The organism is Streptomyces sp. NBC_01334, from assembly GCF_035983595.1.
Taxonomy (GTDB): domain Bacteria; phylum Actinomycetota; class Actinomycetes; order Streptomycetales; family Streptomycetaceae; genus Streptomyces; species Streptomyces coriariae.
Genome location: NZ_CP130718.1, coordinates 7,206,529 through 7,226,607, shown reverse-complemented (window position 1 = coordinate 7,226,607; position 20,079 = coordinate 7,206,529). Strand labels below are relative to the sequence as shown.

Sequence of the window (20,079 nt, the reverse complement as noted above, 5' to 3'; positions counted from 1 at the left end):
GGGGAACCACCACCCCGCCCACAACCCGGTCGCCCACACCCGGGCGCATCCTCGTAACGACCGGACTACGCAGCGTAATTCACCCAACGCAGTCCGTCGTGGAATCAGCGGAACCCACCCAGCCACCCGCACCGACGAGGACCCATATGACCCCCACACCTCATACTCCCAAGACCCAAGAAGCCCTCGACGCCCGCGACGCCCTCGCCACCGCCCTCACCCAGGCCGGCATCCAGCTCCCCGCGATGGACATCCGCACCCCCTGGGCCGATGACCGCAAGGCCGAAGCCCAGTACGCCCTCGTCCACCTCGGGGCGTGCTCAGCCCCGGTCGCTCTCCTGCTCGCGGACGTGATCCTGAAGGGGATCGCAGGGTGACGGAGGACGCCGACGGGATCCCCGCCGTCGGCGAGGCCGTCCACGACACCGTTCGCGACCGCGTCGGACGGGTCATGGACCACGTGGGCCCGTACGTCCAGCTCCGCCCGCTCGCCGGTGGCCGCGAATGGGACGCCGACCCCGACCACCTCCGCACCCTCGCCCCGGCCGAACTGCTCAGCGCCCTCGTCGCCGAAGCGAACGCCCGCAGCAGACAACCCCGGTGACAGCCCGCCCTGGCCGACTCATACCGAACCCCTCCCGCGTGATCAACACCCTCACCTAGGATGACGAGAACCAATCTCAGCGGCCCGACGGGCTTCCTGATCCGCCTCGCGAGAGCGCACGGCGGACCACGAAGGACATGCCCCCACCCGCACGAGTCTTCTTCGTGCTGCCTGGGGGCATCTCCTTGCTGTTCCGTGAGTCCGCGGCGTCCGTGGCCGCCCGCATCCTCGAAGGGTCGCTGGCGCTGCATCTGACCGAGAACTTCCGTCACCTGCACGGCCGCAACGCCGGGCAGTCGGAACGACGATCCTGGGAACGCAGCCTCCCGGCTCTCGTCAACGCCCTCATGGATGCCGGGCTCGGCGACGTCGAGGTACTCATCGAGTACAGCCTGCCCCTCACCAGCAAGCGCGCGGACGCCGTCCTCGCGGGCGTGCACCCGACCACGGGCGAACCGTCGTACGTCATCGTCGAACTGAAGCAGTGGAGCGCGGCCTACCCGGAGGAGGACGAGCCGCTGCTGTGCCGGATCGACGCCTACCCGAACGCTGTGCTCAACCCGATCGAGCAGGTCCGGGGCTACTGCGAGTACCTGCTGTCGTTCAACGGCGCGCTGGAGCGGATGCCGAAGGCCCTCGCCGGAGTGGCGTTCCTCCACAACGCCAACGAAGCCCGCATCGCGGGCCTGCGGGGCGTCGAGGAGGACCAGCACGGCCGGATGTACACCGGCGAACAGCGCGGCGCCTTCCTGGACTTCCTGCGCTCGCGGCTCGCTGCCAAGCCCGGCGCGGAGGCCGCGGACGTACTGCTGAGCGGCAGGATCCGGCCGTCCAAGCAGCTGATGGCCGTCGCGGCGGCGGAGATCCGCGACCGCGAGCAGTTCGTCCTCCTCGCGGAGCAGCGGGTCGCCTACGAGAAGGTGATGTCCGCCGTACGCAGGGCGAAGCAGTCCAACCACAAGCAGGTCGTCGTGGTGACCGGCGGTCCCGGCTCCGGCAAGAGCGTCGTCGCGCTGTCGCTGCTCGGCGAGCTGTACCGGCGCGGGGTGACCGCTCTGCACGCGACCGGGTCCGCGTCGTTCACCAAGACCATGCGCAAGGTCGCCGGGGCGCGGAAGCCCGCCGTGCAGAAGCTGTTCATGTACTTCAACAGCTTCATGGACGCCGAGCCCAATGACATCGACGTGCTGATCTGCGACGAGGCCCACCGGCTGCGCAAGACCTCCGCCAACCGCTACACCAAGGCGGAACTCCGCACCGGCCGCCCCCAGGTGGCGGAGCTGATCGACGCGGCCCGGGTGCCGGTGTTCCTGCTCGACCAGCACCAGGTGGTGCGGCCCGGCGAGATGGGGACGAAGGCGGAGATCCAGCGGGCCGCCGCCGCGCAGGGCCTCGAGTGCACGGTGGTGGAGCTGGACGGCCAGTTCCGGTGCGGCGGCAGTGACGCGTACGAGAAGTGGGTCGTCGACCTGCTCGGGCTGGAGGGCGGCACGCCCAGCTCTTGGGAGCCGGACGGCAAGCTGGAGCTGCGGACCGCCGAAAGCCCGCAAGAGCTGGAGGACTTCCTCGTCGCCCGCCGGGCGGACGGCTACGGCGCGCGGATGTCGGCCGGCTACTGCTGGAGGTGGACCACCAAGGTCACCCCGGACATGACCGAGCTGCCCACCGACGTCGTCATCGGACAGTGGGCGCGGCCCTGGAACGTGTACGGCGACCGGTCCGTGCTCGGTGCGCCGCCCGCGCCCCTGTGGGCCACCGACCCCGACGGTTTCGGCCAGGTCGGGTGCGTCTACACCGCTCAGGGCTTCGAGTACGACTGGTCGGGCGTGATCGTCGGCCCGGACCTGGTGTGGCGTACGGACCGCTGGGTCGTGGACCGGTCGGCGTCGAAGGACCCGATCTTCACGAAGACGACGCCGGACAGCGAGATCGACCGGCTGATCCGCAACACCTACAAGGTGCTGCTGACCCGGGGCATGGTCGGCACGATCATCTACTCGACGGACCCGGAGACGCGCGACAAGCTGCGCTCGCTCGTGCATCCGGTGTCCGGGGTGGAAGCGCCCGTCCTCGCGTAGTCGCGCGTGTGCGAAAAGTGGTCATGCGTTGTCAGTGGTACGCCATACGATCGGATGAGCCCGCGCAGCCGCCCGTCGGAGAGTGATCGTTCATGGTCCAGCAGCCGCCCCTGCTCCGCGATGTCATCGACATCAAGGAGTCCATCTCCACGTCGGACTTCGTCCTCCAGCTCTCGGAGGCGACGACCCCGGAAGGCGCCGAGCGCGCGCTGCGGGACTACGTGGTCACGGAACGGCTGCTGGAGAACTTCGACGAGGCGCTCGGGCTGATCCGGTCCGCGCTCGACGGGCACACTTCGAAGGCGGCCTACCTGCACGGGTCGTTCGGTTCCGGTAAGTCGCACTTCATGGCGGTGCTGCACGCCCTGCTGAGCGGGGCCCCGGCGGCCCGTGGGCGGACGGACCTGGACCCGGTGCTCACCAAGCACGATTGGCTCGGCACGGAGGGCAAGCGGTTCCTGCTGGTGCCGTACCACATGCTCGGGGCGAAGGCCCTCGAGCAGCGGGTCCTCGGTGGGTACGTCAGTCACGTCAAGAAGCTGCACCCCGAGGCTCCGACGCCGCAGGTGTACCGGACGGACGCCCTGTTCGAGGACATCCGGGCGATGCGGTCCCGTCTGGGCGACCAGGCGGTGATCGGCGGTCTCACCTCGGCGGACGGCGGCGACGGCTCGGCCGACGAGGAGGACGAGTGGGGCGAGGCGTTCGGCTGGACGCCTCAGCTGCTCGACACCGCTCTCGCCGCCGAAGAGGTACACGAGGGCGGTCAGGCGCTCAACCTGGTCAGCCCGTCGACGCCGGCCGAGCTGCGGGCGCGGCTGGTCCAGGACGCCAGCACGCACCTGCTGCCGGGCTTCGCGAAGAACGCCGCCGAGGACGAGCACGGGTTCGTCTCGCTCGACGCCGGCCTGTCCGTGATCGCCGAGCACGCCAAGGCGCTCGGTTACGACGGGCTGATCCTCTTCATGGACGAGCTGATCCTGTGGCTCGCCACCCTCATCCACGACCAGAAGTTCGTGGCCCGGGAAGCTGGCAAGATCACGAACTTCGTGGAGGGCGGCGACGCCCGCCGTGCCGTCCCGGTGATCTCGTTCATCGCCCGTCAGCGCGACCTGCGCGAGCTGGTCGGCGAGGAGGTGTCGGGCGCGGCAGAGGCTTCCATCCAGGACACGCTCAACCTGGCCTCGGGCCGGTTCGACAAGATCACGCTGGAGGACCGCAACCTCCCCCAGGTCGCGCATGCCCGCCTCCTCAAGCCCAAGGACGACGCGTCCGCCGCCCTCGTCAACGCCGAGTTCGAGAAGACCCGCAGGATCCGCCAGGAGGTGTGGGACACCCTCCTGGGCTCCGACCGGGGTGCCGACGGCGTCGGCGCGGACGAGCAGAGCTTCCGGCTGACGTACCCGTTCTCGCCGGCGTTCATGGACACCCTCGTACACGTGTCGTCGGCGCTCCAGCGCAACCGGACCGGCATGAAGCTGATGGGGCAGCTGCTCGCCGACCACCGGGCCGAGCTGCGGCTGGGCGACCTGATCCCGGTCGGCGACCTGTATCCGCTGATCACGGCGGGCGGCGACAAGCCCTTCACCGACAGCCTGAAAGTCGTCTTCGAGGCGGCTGACAAGCTGTACCGGACCAAGCTGCGGCCGTACCTCATCCTCACGTACAACGTGTCGGAGGAGGTCATCGAGCAGTACGTCCACCGGCCCGACAGCATCACCGACCCGGACCTGCGAGGCAGGCTCAAGCAGTTCACCGGGGACAACCGGATCGTCGGCACCCTGCTGCTGTCGGCGCTCGCCCCGAGTGTCCCGGCCCTGTCCGACCTGACCATCCGCCGTCTGTCGGCGCTCAACTACGGCTCGGTGGTCGCCCCGATCCCTGGCCGCGAGTACGGCATCCTGAAGAACAAGGTGGCCGAGTGGGCGGGCCGCTTCCCCGAGATCAAGGAGACCGGCACCGAGGCCAACCCGGGCGTCCGGCTCGAACTGTCCGGCGTCGACGTCGACTCGGTGATCGCCAACGCCAACGTCAACGACAACCCCGGCAACCGTGAGGCCCTCGCCAAGCGGCTCCTCGTCGAGGAACTCGCCATCGACCAGTCGCAGTTGATCAACGAGCTGCGGTTCGCGTGGCGGGGCACGGAGCGCAGTGTCGAGGTGGTGTTCGGCAATGTCGCCGACGAGGACGCGCTGCCGGACCACGACCTGATGCCCCAGCAGGACGGGCACTGGCGGATCGTGATCGACCTCCCCTTCGACGAGAGCGAGTGGGGGCCGCGCGAGGACGCCAACCGGATGCAGCGGCTGCGTGAGCGGCAGGGCGAGCCGTCGCGCAGCGTCGCCTGGCTGCCCACCCACCTCTCCAGCCAGCGGTACGCCGACTTCCGCCGCCTCGTCGTCATCGACAAGGCCCTTTCCGACAGCCAGCGGTTCGACGGCCAGTACGCGGGCCATCTGAGCCCCGACAACCGGGCCCGCGCCAAGGGTCTTCTGGAGACCCAGCGGGAATCGCTGCTCAAGAACGTGAAGGCGGCCTTCAAACAGGCGTACGGCCTCGCGGACAAGAAGGCCACCGACGTGGAACTCGGCTTCGGTGACCACCTGGAGTCGCTGCGCGAGGTCGAGGGGCTGACTCTGTCCTTCGGCCAGTCGCTGCGGGACGGTATCCGGCACATCGCCGGCAAGCTCCTCGCGAGCCAGTACCCGGATCACCCGAACCTGGACCCCGAGGGCAACGGAACCGTCGTCAAGCCTGCCGACGCCAGGAAGGTGTTCACGCACGTACGGGCCGCCGCCGAAGCCCGCGACGGACGCGCCGAAGTCCCCGCCCCCGACCGGAACCTGATGCGGCGGGTGGCCACTCCGCTTCGGCTGGGACTGCAGAAGGAGGCGTACTTCGAGCTGTCGCAGTACTGGGCGGACCACTTCCGGCAGCTCGCCAGCGGGCAGGGTGTGACGGGTGACCTCAGCCTGATCACCCTCACCGACTGGACGGACCGTCCGACATCGCGCGGCCTGCCGGGCTTCCTCGCCCGGCTCGTGGTGGCCTCGTTCGCCGAGATGGACGACCGGGTGTGGGTGCGCGCGGGCACACCGCTCGACCCGGCGCCCGCGCTGAACGAGATCAAGGACCATGACGCGCTGCGCAGCCAGCCGCTGCCCTCGGAGGAGGACTGGTCGGCCGCCCGGCAGCGGTTCACGGCGGTCTTCGGTGAACCGGCCCCCACGCTGCGGCGCGGCCGCATGGTCAACCAGCTGGCCCGGCAGATCGCCCAGCAGGCGGGCACCCATCAGGAGGCGGCCCGTGAGCTGGTGACCCAGCTGGAGCGGCACTCCGGCTTCCTCAAGCTCGACGAGACCACCGAGGCCGGGCGTCTGGCCCTCGCGCGGCGGGCCGTCGAGCTGCTCCAGGCGCTGACCCGCTCGGCCGGTCAGGGCGCAGCCGGAGCCCGGAAGACCGTCGAGGCTCTGGCCGCCTTCGACTTCGGCGAGGTGGGCGCGGATCGGTTCGGTACCTCGGTCAAGCAGGCCCGCGCGGTGGCACAGGCGCTGGACTCGGCGTCCTGGACCACGCTCGACCTGGCCACCTCGGAAGGTCCGGAAGGAGAGGCGCTGCTGGAGTCCCTCCGCAACGCCGCACAGAGCGACCAGCGGACCAACGACCTGAAGGAGGCACTGGCCCGGACGCAGCGCGAGGTGCTGGCGCTCGTGAAGCGCAACCGCGCGACGCCGGCTCCGCCGCCCGCTCCCCCGGCCCCGGGCCCCAGTGACGTGCCGCTCGACACTCCGACGAGTCATCCGTCGGTTCCGGAGCAGACGCCGAGCCCGGGCCCGTCCACCCCGGGACGGGTGAAGCGCTCCGGCGGCGGACGGACGACCGCGTCCAGGGCGGTGGCCGAGCTCCATGCCGAGATCGCGGAGCTGGCGGCGCGCGAGCCCGGTGCCGCCGTGGAGATCACCTGGCGGGTCGTCGAAGGATGAGCACGGCGACGACCAGCACGGTGGCGGTGCGGCTGAACCTCGCGACGATCACCCAGTACCTGTCGGCCCAGAGTTCGCTCGCCGACGCTCTCGCGGGCCAGGACCAGCGGCGGGCCGTGCTGCTGCGCTCGTCGCCGCAGTGGGACGGACCCGCCGAACACGCCTGGGGCGACGGGCTGTCGGCCCGGATCGCGGCGGCACCCTCCCCGCTCGCCGTGCACGAGCTGCTGCTCGGCCATCTGTCGGGCACGGCGGCCGGCCCCACCCTGCTCGTCGTCCTGACCGACCGCGAACAGAACGAGCTCGACCCCGCCATCCTCGCCCGCGCCCACAAGAAGCGCATCGACACGGTGGACAGCTGGGACGTGGTGCGGGACGCCTTCGGAGCACACCAGGTCGACCAGCGGCTCAGGGACGACAAGTGGGCCGCGGAGGCCCTGCTGGACGCCGCGCCGCCGAGGGGCGGCTGGCCCCGGCTGGGAGGCGGCATCCTGTCGCGCGGCACGGCACTGTCCGCGCTCGCGCTGCGACGCCTGCGGCTCGGCAGCTACGAGGACGAGGCGGCCCGTCAGGACCACACCACGTCCGCCGACCGGCTCGACACCCACGCGCTGCTCGGCTGGTCCCTGCTTCCAGGCCGCCCGGAGCGCTTCCTGGCGCTGCGCGGCCCCGAACGCGGCGGCCTAGCGGAGTTCCTCGGCGAGGACGACCGGGCCGGACTGGCCGGCCGCGCACTCCTGGCGCTGGTCGAGGCCGAGCACGGACCGGACGCGGTGGCCTTCGGACTCGTCTGTGCCGCACTGTGGTGCCATGCCGAACCGGACGCGACCGTCTACACCGCACGCGGTCGCGCGGAGCGCTGGTTCGGAGAACGCCCCCCGGCGCGGGGCGAGCAGCTCGATGCCATCGCGGGCGCCTTCGGCCGGTCCTCGGAGGACTACGTCGGCACGCTCCTCGCCTCAGCAGCCAGGGACGGTGCGGCGGACTCGGAGGCAGCCCGCGAGGCCCGCCGGACCAGCGACACGGTGCTGGAGCGTGCCTCGGCGCTGGTCCGCCAGTTCGGTGCGGAAGCCGCAGCCAGGACCAGTCCCCTCCTGCCTGCAGGCCTCGACGCCAGGTTCAGCGCCGTCGGGACTGCCCTGGCAACCGGTGAGCCGGGACCGCTCGACACGGCCGTGCGTTCCCTGAGCGAACACCGACGTGCTCAAGGACCGGAGGTCCAATCGCGGATCGAGCGGACCCGTATGGCGCAGCGGCTCGTGCAGTGGCTGGCCACCGAACCGGCTGTGGAGGCGTCTCATGTCGGAGCGGCCATAAAGCGCCATGTCGACGAGACCGCGTGGGTCGACCGGGCCCTGGAGCACATCGAGGCCGGCGGGGACCCGGACGACCGGCTGAGGGCCGCCTATGACGCACTGGCCGAGCGCGTACGGGAACGCCGGCACGAGATCGACCGTGACTTCGTCGGTGTCCTCGCGACCTGGACCGCTGCGGGCACCGATCCCGGCGGGATGCTGACGGTGGAGACGTTCCTGGAGCGGGTGGTGAAGCCGGTGGTGCGGGGCACCGACCGGCGCGTGCTGCTGATCGTCCTGGACGGGATGAGCGCGGCCATCGCCACCGAGATGGGTGAGGAACTGCGTGCTTCCTGGGCCGAGTTCGACCCAGTGATCGAGGAGGGAAAGCCTCCGCGACGCCGTGCCATGGCCGCGGCTCTCCCCACCCTCACCTCCGTGTGCCGTACTTCGCTGTTCGCTGGCAGGCTGACGCAGGGATCGCAGAACGACGAGGCGCACCTGTTCCCCGCGCTCCCGCTCTGGGGCGGGGCGCCGGCGGCTGTGTTCCACAAGGACGATCTGCGGGCCGACAGCGCGGGGGACACGTTCGGGCCCGCGCTCACCGAAGCGCTGATGGACGGCCGTACGCATGTCGCGGTAGTCCTCAACGCGATCGACGACCGGCTCGCCAAGGAACAGAAGCTGGGTGACGGGGCCTGGCAGGCCGGGCACATCCCGGGGCTTCCGGACCTGCTGCGGATCGCCGCCTCGCAGGGAATGGCCGTGGTCGTCACCAGCGACCACGGGCATGTCGTCGACCGGCACGGGGTGAAGGTGGACACCGGCTCGCCGCTGTCCGCACGGCACCGCGCCCCGGGCGGCGACACGGGCCCCGCCGAGGTTGCACTGCGCGGCACCCGGGTAGTCGCGCCGCAGCCGGGAGGCTCCATCGTCGCCCTGTGGGACGCCGATTCGCGGTACACGGCCCGCAAGGCCGGATATCACGGCGGGGCGTCCCTGGCGGAGTTCACGATTCCCGTGCTGGCCTTGCTGCCCTTCGGGGCGCCCGCGCCTCCGGCCTGGCGGGAGCTGGGGGATCAGCGGCCGACCTGGTGGCTGCTGGACGAGCCCGCGCCCCGCCCCGCCACCGTCCCACCCGTGCCGGCGGCCACCGCGAAGCGTCCGACGCGGCAGAAGCCGACGAAGATTCAGGCCCAACTGGCGCGTACGCACGCCTCGTTGTTCGAAGTCGCCGTAGTCCCGGCGTCCGATGACGAGGGGACACTCGTGACAGCCACCGTCGTCGGTCCCGACGACACCCTCGTCTCGGCCCTCTTCGCCTCGGAGGCGTTCCAGGGCCAGATCGGCCTGCTCGCACGCAAGCCGCCGATGGACAAGGTCGAAGGGGCGATCCGGGCCCTGCTCGACGCCGGAGGCACCCTGCCGGTGACGGCCCTCGCCCAGCGCGTGTCCTACCCGACCACCCGCGCCGACGGTTTCGCGGCGATCCTGCGCCAACTACTCAACTACGACGGAGTGCAAGTCCTGGAGACGCTGCCGGACGGTCGGACCGTCCGCCTCGATCTCTCCTTGCTCCGCATGCAGTTCGACCTAGTCTGACGATCCATCAGCCCTGTCGCCCACCGATGAGCCGGGAGCCATGAGCGCCAACGACCGTGTGTTGATCAACCAGATGATCGAGGAGCGCCGCAACACCCGCGCCGTCCCTCTCTCGTTCGACGCGGCCTTCGAGCGGTTCGCCAGCGAACACGCGTTGCACGGCTTCGGTCTCTCGGAAGAGGAGATCGAAGCCGGTGTGATCGGTGGGGCGAACGACGGTGGCATCGACGGGGTGTACGTCTTCCTCGGTGGTCGGCTCCTGCACGAGGACAGCGAGATCCTTCAGCAGACCTCCGCCGTCTCGAACGTGGAGCAGGGGACCCAGCTGACGCTCTGGCTCGTCCAGGCCAAGACCAGCCCCGGGTTTTCCGAGGTGGCCCTCGACAAGGTGGCGTCCACCTGCGCGAACCTTCTTGACATGGAGGTCGACGAGGCCACCGTCGGGATCCTGTACACCGAAGACCTGCTCGCCCGCTTCAGGTTGTTCAGGACAGCGCTGCTGCGGCTCCTCAGCCGACATCCCACCGTCCTGATCAAGTTCTCGTACGTGACGCGCGGCGACGCGAGCGAGGTGCATCCCAAGGTCCAGGCGAAGGCCAAGATCATGGAGGCGCAGTTCTCCAACGCCTTCGCCGTCTCCACCGGTGAGGTCGAGTTCCTGGGCCCCGCGGAGCTCTGGAAGCGGGCCAGCACCCTGCCCTCCTACACCCTGGAGCTTCCCTACCGGGAGAGCATCACTCACGGGACGAGCCATATCGCCCTCGTTTCGCTGGGCGAGTACCTCGACTTCCTCAGCGACGAGACCGGGGCGATCAAGTCGCACATCTTCGACTGGAACGTCCGTGACTACCAGGGAAATGTCGAAGTGAACCGGGAGATCACAGCATCTCTCCAGAACCCCGAGGCACCCGAATTCTGGTGGCTCAACAACGGCATCACCATCGTGTGCTCGCAGGCGACCTCGGTCGGGAAGCGGCTCAGCCTCTCCGACGTGCAGATAGTCAACGGTCTCCAGACGTCGTACACGCTCCACGAGACGCTCAGCGACCTCTATGCCGACGATCCCACGGACGCCGTCTTCGGCAGGCTGGTGCAGGTGCGCATCCTCGTCACGGTGGACCAGGCAGCCCGTGACTCGGTCATCCGCGCCACCAACCGGCAGACGAGCGTGCCGGTCGCCTCCCTCAGGGCGACGGACGACATCCAGCGGCAGATCGAGTCGTACTTCCTCGAGCACGACTGGTTCTACGACCGGCGCAAGAACTTCTATCGGAACCAGGGCAAGTCGACCGACCGTATCGTCAGCATCCCCCTGCTTGCGCAATCCGTGATGGCCATGGCACTGGGACAGCCGGACTACGCCCGCGCCCGCCCGTCGAGCCTGCTGAAATCGGACTCCGACTACCGCCGCGTCTTCTCCGACAAGACGGAACTCCCTGTCTACCTATGGCTGGCCAGGGTGCAACGCCAGGTCGACGAGTATCTGCAGTCGATATCGGATCCCGCCGTCCGTTCCCTGCACACCAACCTCCGCTTCCACCTCGCCATGCTCGGTGCCGTAGACCTCGTGGGCCGTGTGTTCAGCAAGCCCGAAGCGCTGAACAACGCCGCCCGGGAAGACGTCTTCCCGACGTCCACGCGCCTCGATTCGCTGTGGACGTCACTCCAGGAGCAGTTCGACGCATTCCAGCGAGAGAGCCGATCGGGGCCCGACAAGACCGCGAAGAGCAGCGACTTCGTCACCTACCTCACGGCCAACCTCGGGTACGGCAGCCTCCGCCGCAGGTGACCTCGGGGCACGGTCCGCCAGGCGGCGCGGATGGGACAATGAGCCAGTGACCGGTCCTCGCCCTTCTCCCGTCTCCGCCGCCCGGCGGCGCACCGCCCTCGACGCTCTCCGGCGCGGTGCCGTGCCCGAGAGTGGCCTGGATCTGCTAGCCACAGGCCTCGACCGTTTCGAGTCCGCGCTAGACGCGGAACTCGACGCGGTCGCCTCCGGTGGCTCGGTCTTCAAGGCCGTACGGGGTGAGTACGGTTCCGGCAAGACGTTCTTCACCCGGTGGCTCGGGGAGCGTGCCAAGCAGCGCAACTTCGCGGTCTCCGAGATCCAGGTCTCGGAGACGGAGACCCCGCTGCACAAGCTGGAGACCGTCTACCGGCGCCTCACCGAGCGGCTGTCCACCACGAGCTTCCCCCCGAGCGCACTCCGTCCCGTGGTGGACGCCTGGTTCTACGCCCTGGAAGAGGATGCCCTCGCTGCGGGAGCGGACGAGGACGATCTGAGCGGCGCGGTGGAGGAGTTGCTGGCCGCCCGGCTGACCGAGGTGTCGCGGCACGCCCCGTCCTTCGCGGCGGCGCTGCGCGGATACAGGTCCGCGCTCGCCGAAGGCGACGAGTCGACTGCGGCGGCCGTCCTGGCCTGGCTCGGCGGCCAGCCCCACGTGGCGGCGGCGGCCCGCCGGTCTGCGGGGGTACGCGGCGACCTGGACCACTTCGGCGCTTTGGGCTTCCTGCAAGGACTGCTCACCGTCCTGCGGGACTCCGGCCACCGGGGGCTGTTCGTCGTACTGGACGAGGTGGAGACCCTTCAGAGAGTGCGGTCGGACGCCCGCGACAAGGCACTCAACGCGCTGCGGCAACTGATCGACGAAGTCCACTCCGGGCGCTTCCCCGGCCTCTATCTGGTCATCACCGGCACACCCGCCTTCTACGACGGTCAACAGGGTGTGCAGCGGCTCCCGCCGCTTGCACAGCGGCTCGCCACGGACTTCACGACCGATCCTCGGTTCGACAATCCTCGGGCGGTCCAGCTGCGTCTGTCCGGGTTCACTCTGGATTCGCTGACAGGCCTCGGGGTGACCATCCGCGATCTCTACGCGTCCGGGGCGGACTCCGCCGACCGGGTCAAAACGCTGGCAGACGACGCGTATATCGCCGATCTCGCCCGTGCGGTGGGCGGAGCCCTCGGTGGCAAGGTGGGCGTCGCGCCGCGGCTCTTCCTCAAGAAGCTGGTCGGCGACGTTCTCGACCGTATCGACCAGTTCCCGGACTTCGACCCAAGGCAGCATTACCGGCTCACGGTGGGCAGCAGTGAACTCACCGACGTCGAGCGGAACCTCGCCGCTTCGTCGTCGGCCGACGACATCGACCTGGAACTGTGATGACGCCGGCCGCGGACCCCGTCGACCGGCTCGACCCCGTCATCCTGCATCACGTGGTCAACACGCTGGGCTGGCCGGACCTACGGCCTCTCCAGCGGGCCGCGATCGATCCGGTGATGGACGGCGAGGACACCGTGCTGCTCGCGCCCACGGCCGGCGGCAAGACCGAGGCAGCCTGTCTGCCGGTCCTCTCGGCCATGTCCGCGCAGAGTTGGACCGGTACTTCGGTCCTCTACCTTTGCCCGCTCAAGGCGCTCCTCAACAACCTGGTGACCCGCATCGACGGATACGCGCAGTGGCTCGGACGCAGCGCGGCCCTGTGGCACGGGGACACCAAGGAGTCCCAGCGCCAGCGCATCCGTACCGAGCGACCCGACATCCTTCTGACGACACCTGAGTCGCTGGAGGCGATGCTGATCGGGGTGAAGACGGACCACGCACACCTGCTGGGCGGGATCCGAGCCGTCGTCGTCGACGAGGTCCACGCGTTCGCCGGTGACGACCGCGGCTGGCATCTGCTGGCGGTCCTGGAGCGTCTGCAACGGGTCGCGGGGCGTCCGATCCAGCGGATCGGGCTGTCGGCGACGGTCGGGAATCCGAAAGAGCTGCTCGCCTGGCTGCAAGGGTCGGGTGCCGGCCGACGCCCGGGACGGGTCGTCGCCCCGGACATCACGAGCCACTCGTCCGGCTCGGGCACCGCAAGCGGCGTGACCGGGCCGCCGCCGGGAGACATCGAACTCGACTATGTGGGCTCCCTTTCCAACGCGGCCAAGGTTCTCTCCGTCCTGCACAAGGGCGAGAAGCGACTGGTGTTCTGCGACTCCCGACGACAGGTCGAGGAACTGGGCGCCGCCCTCCGGGCACGCGATGTCACGGTGTTCCTGTCCCACGCTTCGCTCTCGGCCGACGAACGGGCCAGGTCCGAGCAGGCTTTCGCCGAAGCACGGGACTGCATCATCGTCGCCACCTCCACCCTGGAACTGGGCATCGACGTCGGCGACCTGGACCGCGTCATCCAAATCGATTCACCCGGCACCGTCGCCTCGTTCCTCCAACGCATCGGCCGTACCGGGCGCCGCGCAGGGAGTACCCGCAACTGCCTTTTTCTTGCCACAGACAAGGACTCACTGCTGCAGGCTGCCGGTCTCCTTCTCCTCTGGAGCCGCGGCTGGGTCGAACCGGTCGTCCCACCGCCCGAGCCGCGCCACCTCGTGGCTCAGCAGTTGCTCGCCGTCACGCTCCAGGAACACAAGCTGGGCGACCAGCTCTGGCCCGACCAGTGGAACGGCCTCGCTCCCTTCGACCGTTCGGCTGCTCCCATCCTGCGTCATCTGACGGAGGAGGGTTTCCTGGACACCGACGGCGGCATGCTGTTCATCGGCCCGGAGGCCGAACACCGTTTCGGACGACGGCACTTCATCGAGCTGACCGCTTCCTTCACCGCGCCACCGCAGTTCACCGTTCTGTCCGGGCGCACCGAGATCGGCCGGATGGACCCTTCCGTACTCACCGAGGAACGTCCAGGACCGCGGCGTCTGCTGCTGGCCGGCCGTAGCTGGCAGGTGACGTTCATCGACTGGGGACGGAAACGTGTCTTCGTCGAGCCGGTCGAGAGCGGCGGGGTCGCCAAGTGGTCAGGAGGCACCCTCGTCGGACTGTCGAACGCGCTGACGCGCGCCATGCGGGATGTTCTCCTGGGCGCGGACCCACCTGTCGCCCTGACACGACGAGCCGAGGTCTGTCTCAAGGAATGGCGTGACGAGGATGCGCCGCGATGGGTCCACCCTGGTGGGACGCTGGTGGCTCGGCAGGGCAACGACGTGCGTTGGTGGACGTGGGCGGGCTACCGCGCCAACGCGACGCTGGCCGCAACGCTGGCGTCGATCGCCGACCCGGTACAGCGCCCCACTGACTGCTACCTGCGTCTGCGGGAGGATCTCAATCCGAACATGTGGCGCACCGCAGTCGATGCCGTCCAGACCGGGTCGGCACTTGTCCTCCCTGACGTCGACCACCGAGCAGTGCGCGGACTCAAGTTCTCGGCAGCACTCCCACAGCGACTGGCCGTGGCCACGCTGTCGACGAGACTTGCCGACTTCGACGGGGCACGCGCAGCGCTCCTGGAACCGAAGCGCTTCTCCAACGAACCGATCACCTGAGAGTCGCCGCGGGGGCAACGGCTACGGGGGGGCAGTCGTCGCACATGATTGTCGTCTGTCACCTCATACAGATCGATGCGCAATAGTCGTCGCACCTGTGACGGAACGCGCTCGGCGGCCCTGGCTGACGATGCAGGGACAACCAGCGCATATCGCGCATCCGGATGGTCGCTGGTCATAGGGCGTAGGAGCTGACCATACGCAATGTCGGCGTCGATGCCCTTCTCACTGGTTCGTCCCTTGGCTTCGCCGACGAGTCGCTCACTCCGGCGTACCGCTTCGATGTCCGTCCAACGGTCGGTCGGATTCACCGGTGTCCAGCCTTCGGTCAGCAGCCAGGCCCGGAAGGCATCCGTGACCCAGTCCTCGTCGCTGTCCCGCGCGAGGATCCTTCTGAGTGCCGCGATGTCGGCCTCTGCGTTTCGGCGCAGGCGCCCACGACTGTCCGCGTTGAGGTCGGCGGGGCGTACAACTACCAGTCGCAGCCCATGGGCGGGGATCTCGGTGTCGCGCCGCGAGTCGTACAGGGCCCGCTGCTCACCTCGATGGACACCGCTCACCGTCAGCCTGTCCGGTTTGTCGAAATGCGGAACAGGCTTTTCGTGCTGCAACTCCTTATATTCGACGACCAGTTGACGCCCCGGCCAGTAGGCATCAACGGGCAGCTTGGCTCGTCGGCCCCTCGTGTCGAGATCGCCCAGAAGCCAGTCGAACTTGTGCTTGGTCAGGGCTGTCTCGCCCAGTACCTCATTGCACAGGGCAATGACGAACGCTTCGTCGCTGGCGTCTCTCCTCCCCATGGTCCGTCATCAAGGCCATTGACGAGATGCCACCTGGCAGCCCACTGAAGTGCAGCATGCACACCGCACCGAGCCCCAACTGCAGTAGCCCTGCCGTGGCTGTCGTGACGTTCGACGGACGACGCCGGGGGCCCTGACAATCACCGGAACCTGTGCCAATGGTGGCTCACCCACAACCCTGCCGCGGTCGCCTTCCAACAGGGTCACTGACACCACCGGGGCCGGCCTCCAAGCCCGTCATTGCGAGCTGGGAAGCCCCTTGCCCACAACCGAACCGCTGCGGTAGCCGAGCTGGCCGATGGTGGCACCGAGGCTCTGGGTGGCCACGGCGCAGGCTCTCCACGCCGAGAGCGAGGTCCTTCCCCTGGTTGCCGCTCACCCATGCAGAACGGTGCACTCAGGCCCCCTTGCCCACCGGCTCCAGAATCGCCACGCACTCCACATGGTGAGTCATCGGGAACAGATCGAACGCCCGCAGCATCCGCACCTTGTAGCCGCCGTCCCGGAAGTACGCCAGGTCGCGGGCGAGGGCCGCCGGGTCGCAGGCCACGTACGCGATCTTCCGCGCGCCCAGCGAAGCCAGGTGCTCGACGGTCTTCTTGCCCGCGCCCGCGCGCGGCGGGTCGAGGACGATCAGGTCGACCTCGGTGATCCCGGTGCGCGGCAGCACCGCCTCGACCTTGCCCTGCTCGATCCGCACCCGCTCGAACCCGGCGAGGTTGTGCCGGGCGTCCTCCACGGCGCGCCTGCCGGACTCGATGCCCAGCACCGCGCCCTTGTCGCCGAGGCGGTCGGCGAGGGCGCCCGCGAAGAGGCCGACGCCGCAGTACAGGTCGAGCGCCATGTCGCCCTTGCGCGGCAGCAGGCCCTGCATGACCGCCTTGACGAGGGTGTCGGCGGCCTGCGGGTGGACCTGCCAGAAGCCGCCGCTGCCGACGCGGTACGTCCGGCCGTCGGCGCGCTCGCGGACGAAGGCCCGGCCGTGGACGCGGTGGATGCCGCCGTCGTGCTCCTCGACCCGCATGACGGAGACGGGCCGGTCCAGCTCGACGAGGGGCAGACGGGCGCCGGGGCGGGGTTCGAGGATCACCATGCGGTCCTGGGAACCCGTCGCGGCGATCGCGTCGACGGACGCCATCCCGGACCAGTCGCGGTCCTCGATGCCCAGCTCGCTGACGCCCGGCGCCGCGATCATGCAGTGCTCGATCGGCTCGACCTCGTGCGAGCGGTGGCGCCGCAGCCCGGCGTTGCCGTCGGCGTCGACCGCGTACTGGACGCGGGTGCGCCATGCGGGCACCTCGCCGGCCGGCAGTTTGTCGCCCTCGGCCGGCATCACGGTGCCGTCCCAGCCGGCCTCCTCGGGCGTGAGGCCCGCGAGCCGCAGCAGCTGCTCGGCGATCACCTCGCCCTTGAGGCGGCGCTGGGCGCCCGGCTTGGCGTGCTGCCAGTCGCAGCCGCCGCAGCGGCCGGGTCCGGCGTACGGGCAGGGCGCCTCGACGCGGTCCTTGGACGCCTCCAGCACCTGTACCGCGTCCGCGCGCAGGTACCGGGCCCCTTCCTCGCCCTCGGTCACCCGGGCGACGACCCGCTCGCCGGGCAGCGTGTGCCGGACGAACAGCACCTGACCGGCTTCCGTCCGGGCGATGCAGTGGCCGCCGTGGGCGACGGGGCCGATCTCGACCTCGTATTCCTGCCCCACGAGCGACACCGCCTGCGACTTCTTCGGTTCTGCCTGCATGGCGGGGTGACTCCACAACGTCGAACGAGGAACGGCCGGACAACAGCCCACCAGTCTACGTGGCTGTCGTCCGGCCGTTCACCACGCGCCGGGGCGAGGGGCGAGAGTCGAGCGCCCGCCCGGCGCGAGGGTCAGTTCTTCGCGTCCGGCTTCGAGGACCCTGGAGCGCTGCCGGGAGCACTGCCCGGGGCGCTGCCGGAACCGGTGCCCGTCGGCTCCTTCGGGTGACCCTGCTGCGCGGGACCGCGTCGTACCGAGCCCGGGGCGTTCCACTCCGAGCGCCTGCGGGCCCGCTTCTTCGCCGCCTCGGAGGACTGGAGCTGGTACGGGACGGACGTGACCATGACGCCCGGCGTGAACAGCAGCCGGCCCTTGAGCCGGAGGGCGCTCTGGTTGTGCAGCAGGTGCTCGTACCAGTGGCCGACCACGTACTCGGGGATGATCACCGACACCGCGTCGCGCGGCGACTCCTGGCGCAGGCTCTTGACGTACTCGATGACCGGCCGGGTGACCTCGCGGTAGGGCGAGTCCAGGACCTTCAGCGGTACGTCGATCCCGCGCCGTTCCCACTCGTCGCGCAGCGTCCTCGTCTCGGCCGGGTCGACGTTGACGGTGAGCGCCTCGAGGGTGTCGGAGCGCATCAGCTTGGCGTAGGCGAGGGCGCGCAGCGTCGGGCGGTGGATCTTGGAGATCAGCAGCACCGAGTGGACGCGCGAGGGCCGGACGGTGTCGTCGCTGGGGCCCTCGGGAGCGGCGATCTCCTCGGAGACGCCGTCGTAGTGGCGGCGGATCGCGCTCATCGTCCCGTAGAAGATCACCATGCCGAGCAGGGCGACCCAGGCGCCGTGCGTGAACTTGGTGACCAGGACGACGATCAGGACCAGGCCGGTGAAGAAGGCGCCGAAGGTGTTGATCGCGCGGGAGCGGATCATGTGCCGGCGCTTGAGCTGGTCGGTCTCGGTCGCCAGCAGGCGGTTCCAGTGCCGGACCATGCCGATCTGGCTGAGGGTGAACGACACGAACACGCCGACGATGTACAGCTGGATCAGCCGCGTGGAGTCGGCGCCGTAGATGACGACCAGCAGCGTGGCCGCGCCGGCGAGCAGCACGATGCCGTTGGAGAAGGCGAGGCGGTCGCCGCGGGTGTGCAGCTGGCGGGGCAGATAGCGGTCCTGGGCCAGGATCGAGCCGAGCACCGGGAAGCCGTTGTACGCGGTGTTCGCCGCGAGGAACAGCACCAGGGCGGTGGCCGCGGCGAGGACGATGAAGAGGAAGCTGTCCTTGCCGAAGACGGCCTCGGCGACCTGGGTGATCACCGGGTTCTGGACGTAGTCGGCGCCGACCGCGACCCCGTCGTGCAGCAGGTCGACGGCCGGGTTCTCGGCCATCCGGACCTTGGTGAACAGGGCCAGCACGATGATGCCGCAGAACATGGTGACGGCCAGCAGGCCCATCGCCGCGAGCGTGCTCGCCGCGTTCTTCGACTTGGGCTTGCGGAAGGCGGGGACGCCGTTGGAGATCGCCTCCACGCCGGTGAGCGCGGCACAGCCGGAGGAGAAGGCGCGCAGCAGCAGGAAGACGAGGGCGAACCCGGCCAGGCCCTGGTGCTCGGCCTTGATCGTGTACTCGGCCGTCGGGGCCCGCATGGTGTCGTCGAGCACCAGCCCGCGGAAGGCACCCCAGGCGATCATGATGAAGACGCCCGCGACGAAGACGTAGGTCGGGATCGCGAAGAGCTTGCCGGACTCCTTGACGCCGCGCAGGTTCATCAGCGTCAGCAGCACGATCACGGCGACCGCGCAGGCCACCTTGTGCTCGACCACGAACGGGATCGCGGAGCCCAGGTTCTCGATGCCGGAGGCGATGGAGACCGCGACGGTCAGGACGTAGTCGACGAGCAGCGCGCTCGCGACGGTCAGGCCGGCCTTGGGGCCGAGGTTGGTGGTGGCCACCTCGTAGTCGCCGCCGCCACTGGGGTAGGCGTGGACGTTCTGCCGGTAGGAGGCGACCACCGTGAACATCAGCACGACGACCGCGAGGGCGATCCAGGGGCTGAAGTGGTAGGCCGACACGCCCGCGATGGACAGGACCAGCAGCACCTCCCCGGGCGCGTAGGCCACGGAGGACAGCGGGTCGGAAGCGAAGACGGGCAGGGCGATGCGCTTCGGCAGGAGCGTTTCTCCGAGCCGATCACTGCGCAGTGCGCGCCCGATCAGAATCCGTTTGGGCACGTCGGTCAGTTTGGACACAACAGAGGATCGTAGGCCTTCGAACAGGGGACCGCCCACCCTCCCCCGGCCTCAGCCGGGTGACGGCGTGCCGCGTCTGCCTCCCGGGTGAATTCGGCCATGCCCGTGCTGCGGATTCCGCGACCGCACCGATCCCCATGTCTATATGACAATCCCCGCCCGCTGCCGCCCCCTTGGAGGGTCCATGCACACGACCGCGGAGATCATCGGCGCCGTCGGCACCCTCGTCGGCCTCGGAATCCTTACCTTCCTCAGTCTCTGGAGCATCAGCCGCCGCTGATCGCGTAAAGCGTGCACGGGGGTGCCCTGCGCCGACCGCACGTGTGTAGCTTGGGCGACGGTCTGAGACCCTGTTCAAAGCCAAGCCAGAATTTTTATTGACTTCTTGACTTCTTGACCTCGGAAGGACG

The 20,079-nt window shown here is 69.4% G+C and carries 10 protein-coding genes; 8 read left to right on the top strand and 2 right to left on the bottom strand.

The window, feature by feature from the left end; translation table 11 throughout:
• The first annotated feature begins 146 nt into the window (after positions 1–146).
• From OG736_RS32470 to OG736_RS32435, 8 genes are all read left to right on the top strand, one after another.
• Positions 147–377 (top strand): hypothetical protein, encoded by a 231-nt coding sequence (locus tag OG736_RS32470; protein WP_327185516.1) that lies wholly within the window; start codon positions 147–149, stop codon positions 375–377.
• Positions 374–604, top strand: a complete 231-nt coding sequence (locus OG736_RS32465) for a hypothetical protein (RefSeq protein WP_327185515.1) — start codon at positions 374–376, stop codon at positions 602–604. Before OG736_RS32470 ends, OG736_RS32465 begins: the two co-directional genes overlap by 4 nt.
• Positions 605–741: 137 nt before the next feature.
• Entirely contained in the window at positions 742–2,682 is a 1,941-nt protein-coding gene (locus OG736_RS32460; protein ID WP_327185514.1) for a DNA/RNA helicase domain-containing protein, read from the top strand.
• A 92-nt stretch (positions 2,683–2,774) separates the two neighbouring features.
• Complete coding sequence (gene pglY, locus OG736_RS32455; RefSeq protein WP_327185513.1) at positions 2,775–6,665, top strand: BREX-2 system ATPase PglY; 3,891 nt, start codon at positions 2,775–2,777, stop codon at positions 6,663–6,665.
• Positions 6,662–9,562: a BREX-2 system phosphatase PglZ gene (gene pglZ / locus OG736_RS32450; RefSeq protein ID WP_327185512.1), complete on the top strand. Its 2,901-nt coding sequence runs from the start codon at positions 6,662–6,664 to the stop codon at positions 9,560–9,562. Before pglY ends, pglZ begins: the two co-directional genes overlap by 4 nt.
• 40 nt (positions 9,563–9,602) lie before the next feature.
• Positions 9,603–11,351: an AIPR family protein gene (locus OG736_RS32445; protein ID WP_327185511.1), complete on the top strand. Its 1,749-nt coding sequence runs from the start codon at positions 9,603–9,605 to the stop codon at positions 11,349–11,351.
• Positions 11,352–11,397: 46 nt separating this feature from the next.
• On the top strand, positions 11,398–12,723 hold the full coding sequence (brxD, locus tag OG736_RS32440) for a BREX system ATP-binding protein BrxD (protein ID WP_327185510.1): 1,326 nt from the start codon (positions 11,398–11,400) through the stop codon (positions 12,721–12,723).
• Positions 12,723–14,882, top strand: a complete 2,160-nt coding sequence (locus tag OG736_RS32435; RefSeq protein ID WP_327185509.1) for a DEAD/DEAH box helicase — start codon at positions 12,723–12,725, stop codon at positions 14,880–14,882. The genes brxD and OG736_RS32435 overlap by 1 nt, the downstream gene beginning before the upstream one ends.
• Before the next feature lie 1,197 nt (positions 14,883–16,079).
• On the opposite strand, the gene OG736_RS32430 is transcribed toward OG736_RS32435, so the two are convergent.
• Together OG736_RS32430 and OG736_RS32425 are read right to left on the bottom strand one after the other, a co-directional pair.
• Positions 16,080–17,420: a class I SAM-dependent RNA methyltransferase gene (locus OG736_RS32430; RefSeq protein WP_327185508.1), complete on the bottom strand. Its 1,341-nt coding sequence runs from the start codon at positions 17,418–17,420 to the stop codon at positions 16,080–16,082.
• Between the two features lie 131 nt (positions 17,421–17,551).
• The gene (locus OG736_RS32425; protein WP_327185507.1) at positions 17,552–19,669 is read right to left on the bottom strand and encodes an APC family permease; all 2,118 of its coding nucleotides are present in this window, start codon (positions 19,667–19,669) and stop codon (positions 17,552–17,554) included.
• Positions 19,670–20,079 lie beyond the last annotated feature (410 nt).

What these genes read in the sequence shown, in the direction of transcription:
- OG736_RS32470 (WP_327185516.1), top strand. Translation starts at nt 147, where the DNA reads ATGACCCCCACACCTCATACTCCCAAGACCCAAGAAGCCCTCGACGCC.
- OG736_RS32460 (WP_327185514.1), top strand. Translation starts at nt 742, where the DNA reads ATGCCCCCACCCGCACGAGTCTTCTTCGTGCTGCCTGGGGGCATCTCC.
- pglY (WP_327185513.1), top strand. Translation starts at nt 2,775, where the DNA reads ATGGTCCAGCAGCCGCCCCTGCTCCGCGATGTCATCGACATCAAGGAG.
- pglZ (WP_327185512.1), top strand. Translation starts at nt 6,662, where the DNA reads ATGAGCACGGCGACGACCAGCACGGTGGCGGTGCGGCTGAACCTCGCG.
- OG736_RS32445 (WP_327185511.1), top strand. Translation starts at nt 9,603, where the DNA reads ATGAGCGCCAACGACCGTGTGTTGATCAACCAGATGATCGAGGAGCGC.
- OG736_RS32435 (WP_327185509.1), top strand. Translation starts at nt 12,723, where the DNA reads ATGACGCCGGCCGCGGACCCCGTCGACCGGCTCGACCCCGTCATCCTG.
- OG736_RS32430 (WP_327185508.1), bottom strand. Translation starts at nt 17,420, where the DNA reads ATGCAGGCAGAACCGAAGAAGTCGCAGGCGGTGTCGCTCGTGGGGCAG.